The organism is Dactylosporangium sp. NPDC049140 (genome assembly GCF_040648435.1).
Window position 1 is genome coordinate 1 of the sequence record NZ_JBEZDS010000048.1, and the last position, 17,777, is coordinate 17,777.

Genomic DNA, 17,777 nt, shown 5'->3' on the forward strand with positions numbered 1-17,777 from the left:
CCGAGGCCCGCGTCCAGGGCGCGACGTGTCGCGCCGCCCGAGGCCCGCGCCCGGGCGGGACGACGTGTCGCGCCGCCCGAGGCCCGCGTCCAGGGGCGCGACGTGTCGCGCCGCCCGAGGGTGGCCGGCCGACCCTGGTCCGCGCGTGGGTGGGACGTCTAGCGGCGCGCCGGGCGAGCGGCGCGTGAGGTGAGCGGCGCTCAAGGCGAACGCGTGCAAGGCGAGCGGCACGCCAGGCGAGCGGCGCTCGAGGCCGGCGTGGGCTGCCTCGGCGGCACATTTGCTTGGGTCTGCTCGCTTGGGCTGAGCGAACGCGTGCAAGGCGAGCGGCGCGTGAGGTGAGCGGCGCTCAAGGCGAACGCTTGCAAGGCGAGCGGCGCGTGAGGCGAGCGGCGCGTGAGGTGAGCGGCGCGTGAGGTGAGCGGCGCTCAAGGCGAACGCGTGCAGGACGAGCGGCGCGCCAGGCGAGCGGCGCGCCAGGCGAGCGGCCGACCCTGGTCCGCGTCGATGATCTCGTGCTCGCGCTCGGTCAGCGCGCCGCCCCGCATCCGCGCGGAGACGTCTCGCACCGCTCTGAGCGGGCGGCCGACCCAAGTCCGCGCCCGGGCGGGACTCCTCGCGTCACCCAAAGTGGTCGCGGCCCCACCAGCGCGGCGTGCGCGTCCGGGCGAGAGGCCTCGCGCTGCCCAAGGCGGGCGGCCGGCCCTACTCCGCGTCGATGACCTTGTGCTCGCGCTCGGTCAGCGCGTGGTCCGGGTCCGGGTGGGACGTCGGCTTGCGGCGCTTGAAGCGGTTCCGGAGCCGGTTCTCGGGCCGCACCGGCGCGTCGTTGGCCAGCAGTACCGCGATCATCGGCAGGAGGACCGCGCCGGCGATGCAGAGCGACAGCCACAGCCACAGCAGCGGCGGGCGGGTCGCCACCAGGATGGCGGCGACCACCACGCACGCGGCGCGCAGGAGCATCATGGACACATAGCGCACCTCACGGGCGTGAAGCTCCTGCTCGGGGCTCCGCGCCGCGTCGGTGATCAGCTGTGGGCGATCCCTACGGGCCATTGGTTCGAGTCTGCCACGCGCACGGGGTGCGTGGTGGGTCACGTGTCCGTGGGCCTGATCGGCCCGCCCGGGTTCGTGCCGCCGGCCGGGCCCCGGTCGCGGTCGGTGGTGCCGGTGGACAGCAGGTCACGGATCTCGGTGAGCAGCCGGATCTCGTCGCTGGGCGCGGCCGGCTCGGGCTCCAGGCCCCGCTTGCGGCGCTCGGCGAGCTTGTTCATGGGCAGCACGACGAGGAAGTACACGGTGGCGGCGGTCAGCAGGAACGTGATGAGCGCGTTCGCGAAGCTGGGCCACGCGAGCACCTGCTTGCCGATGTGGAGGCCCTGCTTGTCGTCGACCCCGATGCCACCGGTCAGGCTGATCAGCGGCTTGAGGAAGCCATCGGTGAACGCGTTGACGACGTTGGTGAAGGCGGCGCCGATGACGACCGCGACGGCGAGCTCGATGACGTTGCCACGGGAGATGAAATCCCGGAATCCCTTCAGCACGCATGCACCTTACGGCCGGTTGGCCCCATCCGCATCCGTTGCCGCGCCACTTGTCGGCGTGCCACAGTCTGGCGTGGACGGGTTACCGGAGGCGGTGGCGGCGCGGCACGGGGTGCCGCCCGAGAAGGTACAGGCCGGACCCGAGGGCGGGGCGAACCACGTTCACCTGCTCGGGGACGACCTGGTCCTGCGCGTCCCGCGCACCCGCCCCGACGCCGCGCGGCTGTTCACCGAGGCGGCGATCATCCCCGCGGCGCGCCGCGGCGGGGTGCTCACGCCGGCCGTGGTCGAGTTCGACGCCACGGTGCCCTACCTGCTCACCGAGCGGGTTCGCGGGGCGGATGCGGAGGCTCAGCGGGTACCGACGCCGAAGCTTTTCGAGCAGGTGGGCCGGGAACTGGCGAAGCTGCACCGCGTCGCGCCCCCGCCCGGGCTGCCCGTCGCCGCGCCGTCCCCGGACCCGTGGGCGCTGGTGTCGGATCTGCGTGCCGAGGGCCGCCTCGACCAGGAGGGCGCGGAGTGGCTCGCCGGCTGGTTCGACCGGCTCGCCCCGCGGATACCGATCGCGCCGCTGCCCGTGCCCGTGCACGGCGACGTCGCCCCGCAGAACATCATGACCGCGGGCGGCACCCTGACCGGGCTGATCGACTGGGGCGACGCGACGCTGGCCGACCCGGCCACCGAGTTCGCGAAGCTGCCGCTGACCGTCGTGCCGTGGGCGCTGCGCGGGTACGGCGGCATCAACATGGAGCCGCGGGTCCTCTGGCACCACCTGGTCTGGGCCCTGGCCCGCCTGCGCGACCCCACCCCGTCGCACGCGCGCCACTGGACCGCGCCTCCGGCGAGCCGGCTGCTGGGCCTGGTGCGCTTCTTCGCCACGTCCGAGCAGTGGCGCCACCTCGCTTAGCCCTTCGCGGCCGCCTTCATCTGCTTCTTGTACTCCCGCACCTTCGCCAGCGACGGCCCGTCCACGATGTCGGCGACCGAGCGGTGCGAGCCCTCCTCGCCGTACCCGCCCGCGGCCGCGCGCCACCCGTCGGGCTGCACGCCGTACTGCTTGCCGAGCAGCGCCACGAAGATCTGCGCCTTCTGCTTGCCGAAGCCGGGCAGCCCCTGCACCCGGCGCAGCAGCTCGCCGCCGTCGGCCACCCCGTCCCACAGGCCGGCCGGGTCGCCGTCGTACCGCTCGGTCAGCACCCGGCAGACCTCCTGCACCCGCCCGGCCATGGCCTTCGGGAAGCGGTGCAGCGCCGGCGGGGTCGCGAAGATCGCGATCAGCGCCTCGGGGTCGAACTCGGCCAGCTCGGGCGCGGCCGGCTCGTGCCCGAGGCGCTGCGCCAGCACGTACGGGGAGGAGAACGCCTTCTCGAGCGGAATCTGCTGGTCGAGCGTCATCCCGATGAGCAGCGCCAGGGGGCTGCGGGTGAGGTACTCGTTCGCCACATCATCGATCGGCAGCGTGATGGCCATGCCGACCATCCTGCCTCACCGCGGGGTCGGCGGGCGCGTGAAGCGGGCCCGGGCCCACAGGTATCCGCCCAGGGCCATCGCCACCGACCACCCCACGGCCCACCACAGGTGCGCACCGATCGGGGTCCCGTTCAGCGCGCCCCTCAGAGTCTCGATGATCGGGGTGTACGGCTGGTGCTCGGTGAACGCCCGCACGCCCGGCGACATGCGGCCCGTGGGCGAGAACGCGCTGCTCAGAATCGGCAGCAGGGTCACCGGCAGGGCCGCGTAGCTCGCGGCCACGACCGTGCGCACGGACAGGCCCATCGCCGTGGTCAGCCAGGCCGCGGCGAACGCGGCGAGGGCCACGATCCCGGTCACGACGAGCCAGCCGGTCACGCCGGCGTGGGGGCGGTACCCCATGAGCACGGTCAGGCCCAGGATGATCGCCACGCACAGCAGCGTGCGCAGGACGGTGCCGAGCACGCGGCCCGTCAGCACCGCCGCGCGGGAGATGCCCATGGTGCGGAACCGGTTGATGATGCCCTCGTTCATGTCCGTCGCCACGGCCACGGCGGTCTGCCCGACGCTGTAGCCGATGCAAAGCACCAGGATGCCCGGCACCACGTAGCCGAGGTAGTCCTCGCCGAGGTCCGTGGCGGCCCCGAAGATGTAGACGAACATGAGCAGCATCAGCACCGGGGCGATCAGGGCGCCGAACATCGTCGACGGGTTGCGGCGGTTGTGCCGAAGGTCGCGCCGCAGCATGGTCAGGGCGTCGCTCATCGCACGGTCTCCGTTTCGGAAGAGGCGGCGGCGGAGGCGACGGCGTGCCCGGTCAGGGCGAAGAACACGTCGTCCAGGTCGGGTGTGTGCACGGTCAGGGTGTCGGGCTCGACCTCGCCGGTCTGCAGGCGGTCGAGCAATTCCCGCAGATCCGCGGCGGTACCGTCGCCCGGCACCCGCAGCTCGAACGCCCCCTCGCCGAGGATCACGGTCGCGGCGGGCAGGAGCGCGGCCGCGGCGTTGAGCGCCTCCGGGCCGGCGAACCCGAGCCGGACGTGCGCGCCGGGAACGCGGCGCTTGAGCTCGCCGGGGCGGCCCTCGGCGACGATCCGGCCGCGGTCGAGCACGGCGACGCGCCCGGCGAGCTGGTCGGCCTCGTCGAGGTACTGCGTGGTCAGGAAGATCGTCACCCCGTCCGCGGCGAGTCCCCGGACGATCTCCCACACGGTGCGGCGGCTGCGCGGGTCGAGGCCGGTCGTCGGCTCGTCCAGGAAGATCACGCGCGGGTCGCCGACCAGGGTCATGGCCAGGTCGAGGCGGCGTCGCAGGCCGCCGGAGTACGTCGCCGGGGTCCGCCGGGCCGCGTCGGTGAGCTCGAAGCGCTCCAGCAGCTCGGCCGCGCGGCGCCGGCCCGCGCGCCGGGGCAGGTGCAGGAGGTCGGCGATGAGCAGCAGGTTCTCCTCGCCGGTGAGGAGGTTGTCCACGGCCGAGAACTGGCCGGTGACGCCAATGGCGCCACGGACCTTCCCGGCCTCGGTGGCCAGGTCGTGCCCGGCCACTGTGGCGCCACCCGCGTCCGGCGGGATCAGCGTGGCCAGGATGTGCACCATCGTGGTCTTGCCGGCGCCGTTGGGGCCGAGCAGCGCGAAGATGGTCCCGGCCGGGACGTCGAGATCGATGCCGTCGAGGACGACCTGGTTGCCGTACGACTTGCGCAGCCCGGTGACCGTGATGCCCGAGTCAGTCATGACATCACTATGGCGCCATCATGGCGCCAAATCAAGCCAGCGTGGCGTGGTACGCCTCCATCCACTCCCGCTGGCGCCGGACGAGCTCGCTCTCCTCCTGCAGGACGTGCGCGAACATGTCCCCGAGCACCGGGTCCGGCAGGGCCAGGCAGGCGGCGCGGGTCTCGGCGGCGACGGTGCCGGACTCGGCGGCCAGGGCCGCGAACCAGTCGTCGTCGGCCCAGCCGCGCTCCCGCACGAGCCGCTCGAGGCGGGCGATCGGGTCGCGCTGGCGCCACGCCTCCACCTCGGCGTCGGAGCGGTACCGGCGCGGGTCGTCCGAGGTGCTGTGGCCCGCCATGCGGTACGTCATCGCCTCGATCAGCACCGGCGGCCCGCCGCTGCGCACCGACGCCGCGGCCCGGGCCGTGACCGCGTGCACGGCGAGCGCGTCGTTGCCGTCGACGTGGTACGACTCCAGCCCGAAGCCGACGGCGCGCCGATGCAGCGGCGCGGCCATCTGCCGGCTGGTCGAGGTGGAGATCGCCCACTGGTTGTTCTGGCAGAAGAACACGATCGGGGCACCGGCGACCGCGGCCCAGTTGAGCGCCTCGTTCACGTCGCCCTGGCTGCTCGCGCCATCGCCGAAGTACGTGAGCACCACCTCGTCGGAGCCGTCCAGGCGTACCCCGACCGCGTACCCGGTCGCGTGCAGCGCTTGCGTGCCGAGCACGAGGCTGTAGATGTGGAACTGGTACCGCCGCGGGTCCCAGCCCGAGTGGGTGATCCCGCGCCACTGGGCCAGCAGCTCGGCCGGGGTGATGCCGCGGCAGCGGGCGGCGGCCTGCTCGCGGTAGCTGGGGAACACGTAGTCGCCGGGCTCGAGCGCCCGCATCGAGCCGACCTGGGCCGCCTCCTGCCCGAGCGCCATCAGCCACAGGCCGAGCTCGCCCTGGCGCTGCAGGGCGTGCGCCTCCTCGTCGAACCGGCGCGCGAGCACCATGTCGCGCAGCAGGTCACGGCACAGCTGAGGGGTCACCTCGAGCGGTGCGTCCGCGTCCGACCGCAGGGTCCCGTCGGGTGCGAGCAACTGGATCATCGAGCATCTCCCCGTGTGTCGCCTGGGTGCATCACCCATCCTGCCGTGCGCGGACCCGTCCATGGCGCCGGTGGCGCCATGGAATTCGCCATAGTTGCGCGATACTGGCGGCATGGACCTGACCCGCTACGTCGACGGCCTGCGCGCCGAGCTGCTCGCGGCCGCGGGTCCCGAGGAGACCGCGCTGGCCGAGCGCCTCGCCGCGGCGGTGGCCTCGGCGACCCGGCTGGCCATGTTCGACGTGCTGTCGGACGCGGCCGACGAGATCACCCGCGACCTGGCGCCCGGCTCCGTCGAGGTCCGCGTGCGCGACCGCAACCCGTACTTCGTCGTCACCACCGCCGACGGCGAGCCCACGGCGGCGCCGTCGCCCGTGAGCGCGCCCGAGCCGTCGCCCGAGGGCCCCGTGGGCCGCATCAACTTCCGCCCGCCCGAGCAGCTCAAGCAGCGCATCGAGGAGGCGGCCGCGCGCGAGGGCCTGTCGGTGAACGCGTGGCTGACCCGCACCCTGTCCGCCGTGGTCGCGAGCGAGACGTCCCCGGCCCCGGCGCCCCGCGCCGCCAAGGGCGCGTTCGTGGGCTGGATCGGCTAGCCGGGCGGTCAGGTCGTCCGGAACATGACGTCGGTCTCGAGGACCGTCTTCAGGCCGCTCGCCACCCGGGCCCACGCCTCGTCGCGCTCGGGGTCGGGCCGCGCGTCGAGGTCGTCGCAGCTCAGCGCGACGCGGGTCAGGCCCGGCTCGACCGCCGCGACGTCCCAGGTGAGCCAGCACTGCGCCGCGTGCAGGCTGTGTATCAGCTCCTCCCCGGGTATCACGTGGAGGATCTCGCCGTAGAGGGCCTCGGCGACCGGGCCCCGATCGGTGCGGAACACGATCGGGGCGCCGGGCCGCCAGGTGGAGTCGACGGCGAGGCCGAGGTAGTACCGCCGGGTGAGCTCCGGCTCGGTGAGCGCCCGCCAGACCAGCTCGGGCGTGGCGGCGATGTACAGCGTGAAGGTCCGTGTCCTCATGCTGCAGAATTCTGCGGGCCGGACTTGCCGGTGACTTGAGAGCGGCTTGGGAGCATGTGGTGATGGACGATCTGATCAAGGAGCTGGAGGCCCAGGAGGCCCGGCTGCTGTTCGACCGGTTCGACAACGACGACGCCTGGGCGCTCGGCTGCCTGCTGGTGGAGACGGCCCAGGAGCGCTCCCTCGCCATCACGGTCGACATCCGCCGGGGCGGCCAGCAGCTCTTCCACGCCGCCCGGCCCGGCACCGCCCCCGACAACGACCGCTGGATCGAGCGCAAGATCCGGGTGGTGGAGCGGCTGCACGCCTCCTCCTACCTCGTGGGCCGGCGGCTGGCGGCCCGGGACAAGGTCTTCGACGCCGCGTACGGGGTCGACCCCGCGGAGTACGCCACCCACGGCGGCGCCTTCCCCATCCGTGTCCGCGATGTGGGCGTCGTCGGGGTCGTGACGGTGTCGGGTCTGCCCCAGGCGGACGATCACGCGCTGGTCGTCGAGGTGCTGGAGCGCTTCCTCGCCCGGGTGTCGTGAAGCCGACTCGACCGCGGGGCGGCCAGGCCCCACCATGCCGCGTGTGAAGATTCGATTCGCTCTTGCGGGTTTGTCGCTCGCCGCGGCGGCGCTGGCCGGCTGCTCCGATGACCCCGCGGCTCCCGCCGCCTCGAACGCCGCGGCGCCGCCGCCGGCCACCAGTGCCGCGGCGGCGGCGCCCAGCAGCCCGGCGGCCCCAAGCCCGGTGACGGCCCCGAGCAGCTGCCCGGTCACCGCCGCCACGCTGGAGAAGGCGTTCAAGGCCAACGCCCAGATCGCCGACGCCATCGTGCTCGGCAAGGGCTTCAAGGACGTCAGCTGCTACGCGGGCTGGGCCACCGCCTCCGCGCAGCCGACCAACCTCGAGGCGGCGGTCGTGCTGTTCAAGTACGACGCCGCGAAGAAGACCTGGGCCGCGGTCTCCGGCGGCACCGACGGCGTCTGCCGGGACAAGGTGCCGGCGGACATCGCGACACACCTCAAGGGTTGCCAGAACTAACCCGATCGAGTGTCGTAAATTGCCGGGGTGAGATACACACTCCTCGCTGTCTTCGCTGGGGCGGCCGCCACCCTCGCGGCCTGCTCCGGCGGGACACCCCAGGCCCAGTCCACCCCCAACCTCCCCACGCCGGACCAGACCTCCCTGCTGCCGCAGACCGGCCCCGCGCCGCTCAAGCCCGGCGTAAGCGCGGCGAGCGGCTGCCCGGTCGACGCGCCCGCGCTGGAGAAGGCGCTCGTCACCGATCCCCAGCTCGCCGCGGCCGTGCAGCTCGGCAAGGGCCTCACCGACGTCAGCTGCGTGCTGCAGTACGCCACCGCCCGCACCGAGGGCGACCGCGCGACCGTGCTGTTCCATTTCGACGACGCCAAGGCCATGTGGGTCGCGGTCGGCACGGGCTCGTGCGACAAGGCCCCCGCCGACGTGCGCAAGCAGCTCAAGAACTGCAGTTAGGAACCTGGTCAAATCCCGTGCTTTGTGGTCATATTGCTCATGGAGCGTGAAGCACTGCTCCGGCTCCTCGCCGAGGAGCCGGGGGCGGCTTTCCAGGCGTGCCGCGCCGCGATCCGCGCGGGCGCGGAATACGTGGTCTGGGACCACACCCTGCCCGCCGACCAGCTCGCGCGCAGCTACACCCGCCGGGCCCAGCACATGGAACGCATCGGCAACCCGATGCTCGGCAGCGCCGAGGCGATCGACGTGCTGGCGACCTCGGGCGACCGGCCGCTGCGCGTCGGCGAGGCGAAGATCGAGAACCCGCCCACCCACTTCCAGCTGTTCCTCACCGCCGACGCGTCCCGGGTCGTGGCCTGCATAGGCATCGACCAACGCTGACGTACCAGGATGGCAGGGTGGACGCACTGCTGGACAACACCGCCCTGGCTCAGCTGCGCGAGGCGCTCGGCTCGGCCGGGTACACCTCCGAAGGTATCCGGAAACATCTCGGCGAGGACGCCGCGGCCGCGGCCGCGCGCAACGACTTCCGCGCCGCGCTGCGCATCACCGAGGCCGGGGGCCGGCTCGACACGCTGATCCGGCTGTTCATCTGCGGCCAGACCGAGCCGCTCGACCGGGTCGCGGCCGCGCTCGCCCCGCTGCCCCTCGAGTCGGCGACCCCGCTGCTGGAGGCCGCCGCGGAGGGTGTCCGCGCGGCGCTGGAGCTGGAGCCGTACGGCGACTGGTGGGTCGTCGCCGACCTCTCCGCCGGCATGCGCCCGGGCCGCCCGCTGCCCGGCGACCACGTCCTGGGCATCGGCGGCGCGTCGAGCACCCTCGCCGCCGCCACCCTGCGCCGCCCGGTCGGCACCGCGCTCGACCTCGGCACCGGCTGCGGCGTGCAGGCCCTGCACCTGTCCACCCACGCGCAGCGGGTGACCGCCACCGACGTACTGCCGCGGGCCCTGCGCTTCGCCGCCACCACCGCCGCGCTCAACGGCCTCGACTGGGAGCTGCTCGAGGGCGACCTCACGAGCCCGGTCGCGGGCCGCCGCTTCGACCTCGTGGTCAGCAACCCGCCGTTCGTCGCCGGCCCCGGCAGCACCGCGCACACGTACCGCGACTCCGGCCGCCCCGGCGACGCCGTCTGCGCCGAGCTCGTCGCGGCCGCGCCCGGCCTGCTCGCCGCCGGCGGGCACATGCAGTTCCTGGCCAACTGGCTGCACGTGGCGGGCGAGGACTGGACCGAGCGGGTAAACGACTGGCTCGCCGGCACCGGGCTCGACGCGTGGGTGATCCAGCGCGAGGTGTCGGACCCGCTCGCGTACGTCAACCTGTGGCTCGCCGACGCCTCCGAGGACCCGTCCCGCCAGCCGGCCCTGGCCGCGGCCTGGCTCGACTGGTTCGACGCGCAGCGCGTCGAGGCGGTCGGCTTCGGCCTCATCACCCTGCGCGCCGGCGGCCACGACGACCCGACGGTGCGCATCGAGGACCTCCGGCAGACCGTCGGCGGCGACCTCGGCCCGCTCATCGGCGACTGGTTCGACCGCCAGGACTTCCTGCGCCACGCCGACCTGCTGCACAGCCGCCTCGTCGCCGCGCCGGGCCTGACGCTGCGCCAGGAGGCCGCGCTCGGCGCCGAGGGCTGGGAGGTCGGGCAGCAGCTGCTCGTCCTGCCCGACGGGCTGCGGTGGGTCGAGGAGGTGGACCCGGTCGCGCTGACGCTCGTGGGAGCGTGCGACGGGTCGGTGACCCTGCAGGATCAGGTCGACGTGCTGGCGGCCGCCCATGGTGTACCGCCGGAGGTTCTCGCCGACGTCGCGGTCCCCCTCGTGTCCCATCTGGTCGAGCGGGGCGTGCTCCTGTGCGCGCCCTAGTCCAGACCGTTTCGCGCGCGCACGTGACCGTGGACGGCGTCGTCGTCGGATCGATCACCGACGGGCTGCTCGTTTTGGTGGGGGTCACGCATTCCGACAATGCGGATACTTCCGAAGCACTCGCCCGCAAGGTGCACGAACTACGGATCCTCGACGACGAGAAATCCGCCGCCGACACCGGCGCGCCACTCCTCGTTGTCTCGCAGTTCACCTTGTACGGCGACGCGCGCAAGGGCCGGCGCCCGACGTGGATCGCCGCCGCCCGCCCCGAGGCCGCCGAGCCGCTCATCGAGCAGTTCTGCACCGCCCTGCGAGACCGGGGCGCAATCGTAGAAACCGGTCGATTCCGCACCCACATGCTCGTCGAAAGCGTGAACGTGGGACCGCGGACCGTACTACTCGAGGTCTGAGACTCACGGTTTCGTGCCACGGCTACGCCGCCTCACCGCCACTTCACGCCCGCTCAGCGAAGCTACTTCTCGCAGGAGTGATCGCGCCACTTGTCAATCCACACGGGAGGCGAGCGAAGTGGCCCAGCCGCTGAGTGAGACCACGGATTTCAACGCCGTCGACGTTGAGGCCGACGAACAGCACGAGCAGGAGCACGCGCTCGACAACACGGGCGTCTCAGCGGATCTGGTTCGCGCGTACCTCAACACGATCGGCCGCACCAAGCTGCTCACCGCCGAGCAGGAGGTCGACCTCTCCAAGAAGATCGAGGCCGGCCTGTACGCCGAGGAGAAGCTCGCCACCGGCATGGTGCACCCGGCCTGGATGAAGACCTACGACGTCGTGGTCCGCGAGGGGCGCGCCGCCAAGGCCCACCTCCTCGAGGCCAACCTGCGCCTCGTGGTCAGCATCGCCAAGCGGTACACCGGACGTGGCATGGCCTTCCTCGACCTCATCCAGGAAGGCAACCTCGGCCTCATCCGCGCCGTCGAGAAGTTCGACTACACCAAGGGCTACAAGTTCTCCACCTACGCCACCTGGTGGATCCGCCAGGCCATCACCCGCGCCATGGCCGACCAGGCCCGCACCATCCGCATCCCGGTGCACATGGTCGAGCAGGTCAACCGCATGGTCCGCGTCCGCCGCGACCTCGCCGCGAGCCTCGGCCGCGAGCCCGTGGTCGCCGAGATCGCCGCGGCCCTGGGCGTCGAGGAGTACCAGGTCATCGAGCTGATCTCCTACGACCGCGAGCCGGTCAGCCTGGACCAGGCCGTGGGCGAGGACGGCGAGAGCGCCCTGGGCGACTTCGTGGCCCGCATCGACCCGCGCGAGGAGCCGGCCGACAGCGTGTCGCAGGGCATGCTCCGCTCCGAGGTCGAGATCGTCCTGTCGACGCTGTCGCAGCGCGAGCAGGCGGTCATCCGGCTGCGCTTCGGCCTGGACGACGGCCGCCAGCGCACCCTGGACGAGGTGGGCCGCGAGTTCGGCCTGTCGCGGGAGCGCATCCGCCAGATCGAGAAGGTAACCCTGCTGAAGCTGCGCCACCCCTCCCGGGCGAAGCGCCTCGAGGCCTACGCGTCCTGAACTTCCCTGGGGCCCGAGCCCCAGACCCCACGATCGATGGCTGGGCTCCGCGGTGGTGATCCGCCGCGGAGCCGCCTCGATGCGTATCACCGCTTCGCGAAGGGCCGCCCCTCCCGGGGGCGGCCCTTCTGCACTTTTCTCGGGGCCCGAGCGCCAGGCTCGTTCAACTTGGTTCATCGGGGCCGGCAGATTCCGCGCCGTCCACGGCAGTTCGCAGCTCTTCGGGTCCGGCGCGTTGTCGAGGTCGCGCACCATGGCCGGTCACAGGCGTCGGGGGCCGCTGTCCGGTCTTGGTAGGTGCGGGGCGAACTCGGCGCTCGCGTGCAGTACCGTCAGGCCCGACGGGCGGGCCAGGACCGGGTTCAGGGTCAGCGACGACAGCGTCGTCTGCTCGTCCACCAGGCGCCCCACGCGCAGCAGCAGGTCGGCCAGGGCGTCGAGGTCCACCGGGTCGGCGCCGCGGTACCCGGTCAGCAGCGGCGCCGCCCGCGGGGCCAGGACGAGCGCCGCGGCGTCGCGGTCGGTCAGCGGGACCGGGCGCCACGCGCGGTCGCCCAGCAGGTCGGCCGCCTCGCCGCCGAGGCCGAAGCCCACTACCGGGCCGAACGACGGGTCGTCGACGACCTCCACGACGCACGCGACGCCCGGCGCGACCATGGGCTGCACGACCACCTCGACGCCGCGGCCGAAGAGGCGCTCGAGCTCCTCGTAGGCCTCGGCGACGGCCGCGGGCGTGGTCAGGTTCAGCCGTACCGCGCCGAGGTCGAGCCGGTGCCGCCACGGCTTCTTCGCCACCTTCAGGGCGACCGGCAGGCCCATCCGCGCGGCCAGGTCGACGATGTGGTCGCCCGAGGCCCACTGGCTGGGTACGACCGGGATGCCATAGGCGGCGAGCAGCGCATCGGCCTGCCCGCGATCGCCGACGCCCGGCGTCGCAAAGCCGGTGCCCGCCACGGCGAGCGGCGTCGCAGGACCGGTGTCCGCCACCGCGGGCGGCGTCGCAGGACCGGTGTCCGCCACCGCGGGCGGCGTCGCAGGACCGGTGTCCGCCACCGCGAGCGGCGTTGTCGGACCGATGTCCGAAGCCGGCACCGCCAGCGGCGTCGCGATTCCGGCCCCCGCCACCGCCAGCCGCCGCGCGATCTCGGTTCCTCCGGCGGTGTCCACGCCGGGCAGGTCGGGCAGGGCGCCGATCGGCTCGCGGCGCCACGCGGCGTAGCGGGCGACACGGCCCAGGGCCCGCACCGCCTCCTCGATCGCCGGGTACATCGGCAGCGCGGCCGGGTCCTCGTCGCCGTACGCGGGGGCGACCGTGAACGACGGGTCGGCCGGCATCACCACGGCGAGCGGGCGCGGGGCGCCCGCCGTCGACACGCGCAGGAGCTCGGCCACGCCGAGCTGGTCGCCCTCGGCCAGCGCCGGGGCGTACGCGGCCACGACGGCGTCCGCGCGCTCGTCGTCGAGGGCGGCGTGCACGGCGCGTACGAACTCGACGTCGGTCACGGCGGGGCCGAGGTCGAGCGGGTACCCCTCGGCGATGCGCAGCCCCGCGGCCGGCGCCTTCGCCACGGTGAGCACGCCCAGCGCGGCCGCGTTGGTGACCACGGCGACCCGGTCGCCGGTCGGCAGCGGGCGGCCGGCGATGAGCAGGCCCACGTCGAAGAGCTCGGCGACGGTGTCGACGCGGATGACGCCGGAGCTGGCGAAGAGCGCCGCCACCCCGCGGGCGTCCGGGCCGACGGTCACCGCGTCGAGGGCCGGCGGGCGCACCGGGCTCGCCACCGCGGCGACGGGCTTGCGGCGGGCCAGCTCACGGGCGATGCGGGCGAACTTGCGCGGGTTGCCGAAGGTCTCCAGATAGAGCAGTACCGCGTCGGTGTGCGGGTCCTCGCGCCAGTACTGCAGCGCGTCGTTGCCCGACACGTCGGCCCGGTTGCCGGCCGAGATGAACGTCGACAGCCCCAGGCCGCGCCGGTCGGCCTCGGCCAGCAGGGCCGTGCCCAGCGCCGCGGACTGGCTGAAGAAGCCGACCCGCCCGGCGCGCGGGAGCAGCGGGGCGAGGGTGGCGTTGAGCCGTACCGCCGCGTGGGTGTTGGCCACGCCGAGGCAGTTGGGCCCGACCAGGCGCATCCCGTGCTCGCGCACCGCGCGGAGCAGGGCGGCCTGGGCCTGCGCGCCGGCCGGGCCCGACTCGGCGAAGCCGGCCGAGACGATGACCAGCCCGTGCACGCCGGCCGCGGCGCAGTCGGCGACGACGGCCGGGACGGATTCGGCGGGGACCGCGATCACGGCGAGGTCGGCTCCCGCGGTACCGCCGAGGCTTGAAACGGCTGGCAGGCCGCCGACCATCGGGGCGGTCGGGTGCACCGGGACCAGTTCTCCGGCGAAGCCGGCGCCCTTCAGGTGCGACAGCAGCGCCGCGCCGATGCCCGAGCCGCCCGCGCGGGCGCCGTAGACGGCCACGACGCGCGGGGTGAGCAGCCGGGCGATCGAGCGGGCCTCGGCGCGCTGCTCGCGGTCCTGCTGCACGCGCAGGGAGTCGGGGGTCGCCTTGATCGGGAACCACAGGTGCACGACGCCGTCGGCGAACTGGCGCTCGATGTGGAAGCCGGCGGCCATGAACACGCGCAGCATGGCCTGGTTCACCGGCAGCACGTCGGCCTCGAACTCGGTGATGCCCTCGGTGTCCGCCGCGGCGACGAGGTGCTCGATGAGCACCGAGCCGATGCCGCGGCCCTGGTGCGCGTCCTCGACCACGAAGGCGACCTCGGCCTGGTGCGAGCCGGCGCCGAGCCGTTCGTAGCGGCCGACGGCGATCAGCTCGCCGGCGTGCTCGACCACGAACGCCTCACGGTCGTGGTGGTCGACGTTCACGAACCGGTCGAGGTCGCGCTGCGGGATTCGGGGGTACGCCGAGAAGTACCGCAGGTACCGCGTCCGCTCCGAGAACCGCGAGTGCAGCGCGACGATCCGGTCCGCGTCGTCGGGCCGGATCGGTCGCAAGTGGACGGTGGTCCCGTCCGAGAGCAGCACATCGGCGGCCCGTTCGACCGAAACGTCGTTCACCCGCATAGTCTCCACCCGTCTGGGTTACCGTGTCTGCCATGATGCTGACCCCGGCGGATGTGCAGGCGCTGCGGTTCGCCAAGGCGCCGTTCGGCAAGCGTGGGTACGACGAGGACGAGGTCGACCAGTTCCTCGACGTCGTCGCCCAGACGCTCATCGCGCTGCAGGACGAGCTCGCCAACCTGCGGGCGAGCGCCGCACCGCACGCGTCCTACGGCACCTCGGCCGCGGCCGAGACGGCGATGCTCGCCGAGCTGGACCACATCAAGCAGCGCCTGACGCGCCTCGAGGCCGCGGTCCGGCACTAGTCCCGCGGGTCGTGCGGGTCGAGGCCGAAGAAGGGGTACACCTCACGCCGGGTCGCCATGATCGCGCGGTCCACGGCGTCCGGGGAGTCGCCCGGCACCCACGGCGTGAAGCGCGTGTCGCCGCCGTCGCCCATGGTCGCCGGCAGCGGCTGGCCCGGGACGCGGCGCGCGGCCAGCTCGCGCCACCCGGCCGGCAGCTCCAGCGCCGGGTCGAGCGCCTCGCCGGTCAGCACCGCGAGGAGGTGGGTCCAGGCCCGGGGCACGCACTCGACGAGCGCGTAGCCGCCGCCCCCGCTCGCGACCCATTTGCCCCCGGCGACCTCGGCGGCGAGGTCGCGCAGCGCCAGGTACGCCGCGCGCTGGCCGTCCACGGTCAACCGGAGGTTGGCGAGGGGGTCGTGGCGATACGTGTCCGCGCCGCACTGCGTGAACAGCAGCTGCGGCCGGAACGCGCGCAGCACTCCGGGGACCACCGCGTGAAAGGCCCGAAGCCAAGAGCCGTCGTCGGTACCGGGCGGCAGCGCGACGTTCACCGCGGAGCCGGGCGCGTTCGGGCCGCCGGTCTCGTCCGGGAACCCGGTGCCGGGGAACAGCGTGCGCGGCGACTCGTGCAGGCTGACGGTGAGCACGCGGGGGTCGTCGTAGAACACCTCCTGCACGCCGTCGCCGTGATGGACGTCGATGTCGACGTACGCGACGCGCTCCGCCCCGAGCTCCAGGACGCGCTTGATCGCCACGGCCGGGTCGTTGTACACGCAGAAGCCCGACGCCCGGCCCGGCATCGCGTGGTGCAGGCCGCCGGAGATGCTGACCGCCCGCTCGGTGGCGCCGGTCCACACGGCCTCGGCCGCGCGCCGGGTCGCGCCCGTGATGAGCGCGCTGGCGTCGTGCATGCCGGGGAAGGTGGGGTTGTCGCTGGTACCGAGGCCCATGAGGCTGATACGCCGGCCCGTCGAGGCCGCCTTCACCACCGCGATGTAGTCGGGGTCGTGGACGGTCGCGAGCATGTCGTCGGTGGCCGGCTCCGCCCGCTCCAGCACGACGCCGGGGCGGGCGAGGACGCCGAGGCGGCGGGCGAGGTCCATGGTCAGCTCGACGCGGACCGGGTCGAGGGGATGATCGCCCATGTCGTACCGCAGCAGCCGCTCGTCCCACACGACAAGCGCGCTCATGCGATCGCCCGCTTCGGGTCGGTGATCCAGTGGCTCCACGACCCCACGTAGAGCGCCGCGTCCTGGCCCTGTTCGTAGAGCGCCAGGACCAGCTGCGCCGCCGTGACCCCGGAGCCGCAGTAGGCGCCGGCCGGTTCTGTCGCCTCGATTCTTTTCAGGAGCCCATTCTCGTCGACCGTCTCCGCGGCCGGCAGGTTGATCGCGCCCGGGATGTGGCCGGCGACCGCGTCCACCGGCTCGATCTCGCCGCGGAACCGTTTTGCTACGCGCGCGTCGAGCAAAGTGTTACGCGAATCGCTCGCCTCGACCTCGGTCCACACCGGCATCCCGCCGGGCGTCACCTTTACGTCGCCTTCGTCCGGTTCGGGGATCTCGGTCGTCACGGGGAGTCCATCCCGCGTCCACGCCGCGTAACCGCCGTCGAGCACCCGGACGTCCCGCAAGCCCGCCCAGCGCAGCGTCCACCAGGCGCGCGCCGCCGCCCCGGTAGGATTGCTCCCGCCTGCGTCGTACACCACCACCGGGTGCTCGGCGCGGACCCCAAGTCTCCGCAGCGCGGCCTCCAGCGCGGCGGGATCGGGCAGCGGATGGCGCCCACCGGCGCCCGGCGGCCCACAGAGGTCCTCGTCGAGATCGGCGAAGACCGCGCCAGGCAGGTGACCGGCCGCATACGCGACCCGGCCGTCTTTCGCGAGGGTCCAGCGCACATCGAGAAGAGTCGGCGGTTGGGCGGACCGCACCAGCTCGGCGAGAGCGGCGACGTTCAAGATCGCCCGGTTGGCTGTCACGCTCCAATCTTGTCGTACGCAGCGAGTACCATCGCGTACCGGGAGGGCAACGGCAGTGAACGACCTAGTCGACACCACCGAGATGTATTTGAAGACGATCCTCGAGCTCGAAGAAGAGGGTGTCGTCCCCAAGCGTGCTCGGATCGCGGAACGCCTGCACCAGAGCGGCCCCACCGTCAGCCAGACCGTCGCCCGCATGGAGCGCGACGGCCTGCTCATCGTCGAGGGCGACCGCCACCTGGCACTCACCGACCAGGGCCGCGAGCACGCGGTCGCGGTGATGCGCAAGCACCGCCTCGCCGAGCTGCTGCTCGTCAACGTGATCGGCCTGCCCTACGAGGAGGCCCACGAGGAGGCCTGCCGCTGGGAGCACGTCATGAGCGACGCCGTCGAGCAGCGGGTCTACGAGCTGCTGGGGCGCCCGACGCGCTCGCCGTACGGCAACCCGATCCCCGGCCTCGACACGCTGCAGGGCGACGCCCAGAACGAGGCCGGCGACCCGGAGCGCAACCTCGCCTTCCCGGGCCTGGCCGGCGCCGTCGTCGTGAGCCGCATCTGCGAGTCGGTCCAGACCGACGCCGACGTCCTGCGCCAGCTCCACACCGCGGGCATCGACCCGGGCGCGACCGTGACGGTCGCCCAGGAGCGCGACGGCGTCTCGATCGACCGCGAGGGCGAGCGCATCCGCCTCCCGCGCGAGGTGGCGTCGCGAGTCTTCGTGGCCGCGGCGTAG

The 17,777-nt window shown here is 73.3% G+C and carries 21 protein-coding genes; 11 read left to right on the forward strand and 10 right to left on the reverse strand.

Going from position 1 to position 17,777, the window contains the following annotated elements; genetic code table 11:
- Positions 1-705: 705 nt before the first annotated feature.
- Together AB0B76_RS46415 and mscL are read right to left on the reverse strand one after the other, a co-directional pair.
- A complete protein-coding gene (locus AB0B76_RS46415; protein ID WP_360388618.1) occupies positions 706-1,056 on the reverse strand; it encodes a DUF3099 domain-containing protein in 351 nt (116 codons plus the stop codon).
- Between the two features lie 38 nt (positions 1,057-1,094).
- On the reverse strand, positions 1,095-1,544 hold the full coding sequence (gene mscL / locus AB0B76_RS46420; protein WP_360388621.1) for a large conductance mechanosensitive channel protein MscL: 450 nt from the start codon (positions 1,542-1,544) through the stop codon (positions 1,095-1,097).
- A 73-nt stretch (positions 1,545-1,617) separates the two neighbouring features.
- On the opposite strand from mscL, the gene AB0B76_RS46425 reads away from it, so the two are divergent.
- On the forward strand, positions 1,618-2,451 hold the full coding sequence (locus tag AB0B76_RS46425; protein ID WP_360388624.1) for an aminoglycoside phosphotransferase family protein: 834 nt from the start codon (positions 1,618-1,620) through the stop codon (positions 2,449-2,451).
- Here AB0B76_RS46425 and AB0B76_RS46430 read toward each other — a convergent pair.
- Genes AB0B76_RS46430 through AB0B76_RS46445 form a run of 4 tightly spaced genes read right to left on the reverse strand, consistent with a single transcriptional unit; the run spans position 2,448 to position 5,825 of the window.
- Positions 2,448-3,014 (reverse strand): HhH-GPD-type base excision DNA repair protein, encoded by a 567-nt coding sequence (locus tag AB0B76_RS46430; protein ID WP_360388627.1) that lies wholly within the window; start codon positions 3,012-3,014, stop codon positions 2,448-2,450. The genes AB0B76_RS46425 and AB0B76_RS46430 overlap by 4 nt on opposite strands.
- A 15-nt stretch (positions 3,015-3,029) precedes the next feature.
- Positions 3,030-3,779 carry an ABC transporter permease gene (locus AB0B76_RS46435; protein ID WP_360388630.1) on the reverse strand — a complete coding sequence of 250 codons (750 nt, stop codon included), beginning with the start codon at positions 3,777-3,779 and terminating at the stop codon, positions 3,030-3,032.
- Positions 3,776-4,747, reverse strand: coding sequence for an ATP-binding cassette domain-containing protein (locus AB0B76_RS46440; protein WP_360388633.1), 972 nt, complete (start codon positions 4,745-4,747; stop codon positions 3,776-3,778). The genes AB0B76_RS46435 and AB0B76_RS46440 overlap by 4 nt, the downstream gene beginning before the upstream one ends.
- Before the next feature lie 31 nt (positions 4,748-4,778).
- Positions 4,779-5,825 carry a thiamine pyrophosphate-dependent dehydrogenase E1 component subunit alpha gene (locus tag AB0B76_RS46445; protein WP_360388636.1) on the reverse strand — a complete coding sequence of 349 codons (1,047 nt, stop codon included), beginning with the start codon at positions 5,823-5,825 and terminating at the stop codon, positions 4,779-4,781.
- A gap of 112 nt (positions 5,826-5,937) precedes the next feature.
- On the opposite strand from AB0B76_RS46445, the gene AB0B76_RS46450 reads away from it, so the two are divergent.
- Positions 5,938-6,417, forward strand: coding sequence for a toxin-antitoxin system HicB family antitoxin (locus tag AB0B76_RS46450; protein ID WP_360388638.1), 480 nt, complete (start codon positions 5,938-5,940; stop codon positions 6,415-6,417).
- 8 nt (positions 6,418-6,425) lie between these two features.
- On the opposite strand, the gene AB0B76_RS46455 is transcribed toward AB0B76_RS46450, so the two are convergent.
- Positions 6,426-6,836: an SRPBCC domain-containing protein gene (locus AB0B76_RS46455; RefSeq protein WP_360388641.1), complete on the reverse strand. Its 411-nt coding sequence runs from the start codon at positions 6,834-6,836 to the stop codon at positions 6,426-6,428.
- A gap of 62 nt (positions 6,837-6,898) precedes the next feature.
- On the opposite strand from AB0B76_RS46455, the gene AB0B76_RS46460 reads away from it, so the two are divergent.
- The 7 genes from AB0B76_RS46460 (at position 6,899) to sigB (ending at position 11,710) form a co-directional block, all read left to right on the forward strand.
- Positions 6,899-7,366 (forward strand): heme-degrading domain-containing protein, encoded by a 468-nt coding sequence (locus AB0B76_RS46460; protein WP_360388644.1) that lies wholly within the window; start codon positions 6,899-6,901, stop codon positions 7,364-7,366.
- A gap of 43 nt (positions 7,367-7,409) precedes the next feature.
- Entirely contained in the window at positions 7,410-7,865 is a 456-nt protein-coding gene (locus tag AB0B76_RS46465; RefSeq protein ID WP_360388647.1) for a hypothetical protein, read from the forward strand.
- Positions 7,866-7,892: 27 nt separating this feature from the next.
- Positions 7,893-8,318, forward strand: a complete 426-nt coding sequence (locus AB0B76_RS46470) for a hypothetical protein (RefSeq protein ID WP_360388650.1) — start codon at positions 7,893-7,895, stop codon at positions 8,316-8,318.
- A gap of 39 nt (positions 8,319-8,357) precedes the next feature.
- Positions 8,358-8,699, forward strand: a complete 342-nt coding sequence (locus AB0B76_RS46475; protein WP_360388652.1) for a hypothetical protein — start codon at positions 8,358-8,360, stop codon at positions 8,697-8,699.
- 17 nt (positions 8,700-8,716) lie between these two features.
- Positions 8,717-10,177: a methyltransferase gene (locus AB0B76_RS46480; protein ID WP_360388654.1), complete on the forward strand. Its 1,461-nt coding sequence runs from the start codon at positions 8,717-8,719 to the stop codon at positions 10,175-10,177.
- Complete coding sequence (gene dtd, locus AB0B76_RS46485; RefSeq protein ID WP_360388656.1) at positions 10,165-10,587, forward strand: D-aminoacyl-tRNA deacylase; 423 nt, start codon at positions 10,165-10,167, stop codon at positions 10,585-10,587. The genes AB0B76_RS46480 and dtd overlap by 13 nt, the downstream gene beginning before the upstream one ends.
- Positions 10,588-10,705: 118 nt before the next feature.
- Positions 10,706-11,710: an RNA polymerase sigma factor SigB gene (gene sigB, locus AB0B76_RS46490; protein WP_360388659.1), complete on the forward strand. Its 1,005-nt coding sequence runs from the start codon at positions 10,706-10,708 to the stop codon at positions 11,708-11,710.
- A gap of 261 nt (positions 11,711-11,971) precedes the next feature.
- Here sigB and AB0B76_RS46495 read toward each other — a convergent pair whose 3' ends face one another.
- A complete protein-coding gene (locus AB0B76_RS46495; protein ID WP_360388662.1) occupies positions 11,972-14,776 on the reverse strand; it encodes a GNAT family N-acetyltransferase in 2,805 nt (934 codons plus the stop codon).
- Positions 14,777-14,814: 38 nt separating this feature from the next.
- Here AB0B76_RS46495 and AB0B76_RS46500 point away from each other — a divergent pair, with 38 nt between their 5' ends.
- Positions 14,815-15,084: a DivIVA domain-containing protein gene (locus tag AB0B76_RS46500; protein ID WP_360388664.1), complete on the forward strand. Its 270-nt coding sequence runs from the start codon at positions 14,815-14,817 to the stop codon at positions 15,082-15,084.
- Here AB0B76_RS46500 and AB0B76_RS46505 read toward each other — a convergent pair.
- Positions 15,081-16,256 (reverse strand): acetoin utilization protein AcuC, encoded by a 1,176-nt coding sequence (locus tag AB0B76_RS46505; RefSeq protein ID WP_360388667.1) that lies wholly within the window; start codon positions 16,254-16,256, stop codon positions 15,081-15,083. The genes AB0B76_RS46500 and AB0B76_RS46505 overlap by 4 nt on opposite strands.
- Positions 16,253-17,026 (reverse strand): sulfurtransferase, encoded by a 774-nt coding sequence (locus tag AB0B76_RS46510; RefSeq protein ID WP_360388842.1) that lies wholly within the window; start codon positions 17,024-17,026, stop codon positions 16,253-16,255. Before AB0B76_RS46510 ends, AB0B76_RS46505 begins: the two co-directional genes overlap by 4 nt.
- Before the next feature lie 73 nt (positions 17,027-17,099).
- Between AB0B76_RS46510 and AB0B76_RS46515 the strand changes: the two genes are divergently transcribed.
- Positions 17,100-17,777: a metal-dependent transcriptional regulator gene (locus AB0B76_RS46515; RefSeq protein ID WP_360388670.1), complete on the forward strand. Its 678-nt coding sequence runs from the start codon at positions 17,100-17,102 to the stop codon at positions 17,775-17,777.

Excerpts from the sequence above, each read along its gene's own strand:
- AB0B76_RS46475 (WP_360388652.1), top strand. The coding sequence starts at position 8,358 with ATGGAGCGTGAAGCACTGCTCCGGCTCCTCGCCGAGGAGCCGGGGGCG.
- AB0B76_RS46440 (WP_360388633.1), bottom strand. The coding sequence starts at position 4,747 with ATGACTGACTCGGGCATCACGGTCACCGGGCTGCGCAAGTCGTACGGC.
- AB0B76_RS46450 (WP_360388638.1), top strand. The coding sequence starts at position 5,938 with ATGGACCTGACCCGCTACGTCGACGGCCTGCGCGCCGAGCTGCTCGCG.
- AB0B76_RS46445 (WP_360388636.1), bottom strand. The coding sequence starts at position 5,825 with ATGATCCAGTTGCTCGCACCCGACGGGACCCTGCGGTCGGACGCGGAC.
- AB0B76_RS46500 (WP_360388664.1), top strand. The coding sequence starts at position 14,815 with ATGATGCTGACCCCGGCGGATGTGCAGGCGCTGCGGTTCGCCAAGGCG.
- AB0B76_RS46430 (WP_360388627.1), bottom strand. The coding sequence starts at position 3,014 with ATGGCCATCACGCTGCCGATCGATGATGTGGCGAACGAGTACCTCACC.
- AB0B76_RS46505 (WP_360388667.1), bottom strand. The coding sequence starts at position 16,256 with ATGAGCGCGCTTGTCGTGTGGGACGAGCGGCTGCTGCGGTACGACATG.
- AB0B76_RS46415 (WP_360388618.1), bottom strand. The coding sequence starts at position 1,056 with ATGGCCCGTAGGGATCGCCCACAGCTGATCACCGACGCGGCGCGGAGC.
- AB0B76_RS46460 (WP_360388644.1), top strand. The coding sequence starts at position 6,899 with ATGGACGATCTGATCAAGGAGCTGGAGGCCCAGGAGGCCCGGCTGCTG.
- AB0B76_RS46435 (WP_360388630.1), bottom strand. The coding sequence starts at position 3,779 with ATGAGCGACGCCCTGACCATGCTGCGGCGCGACCTTCGGCACAACCGC.
- AB0B76_RS46455 (WP_360388641.1), bottom strand. The coding sequence starts at position 6,836 with ATGAGGACACGGACCTTCACGCTGTACATCGCCGCCACGCCCGAGCTG.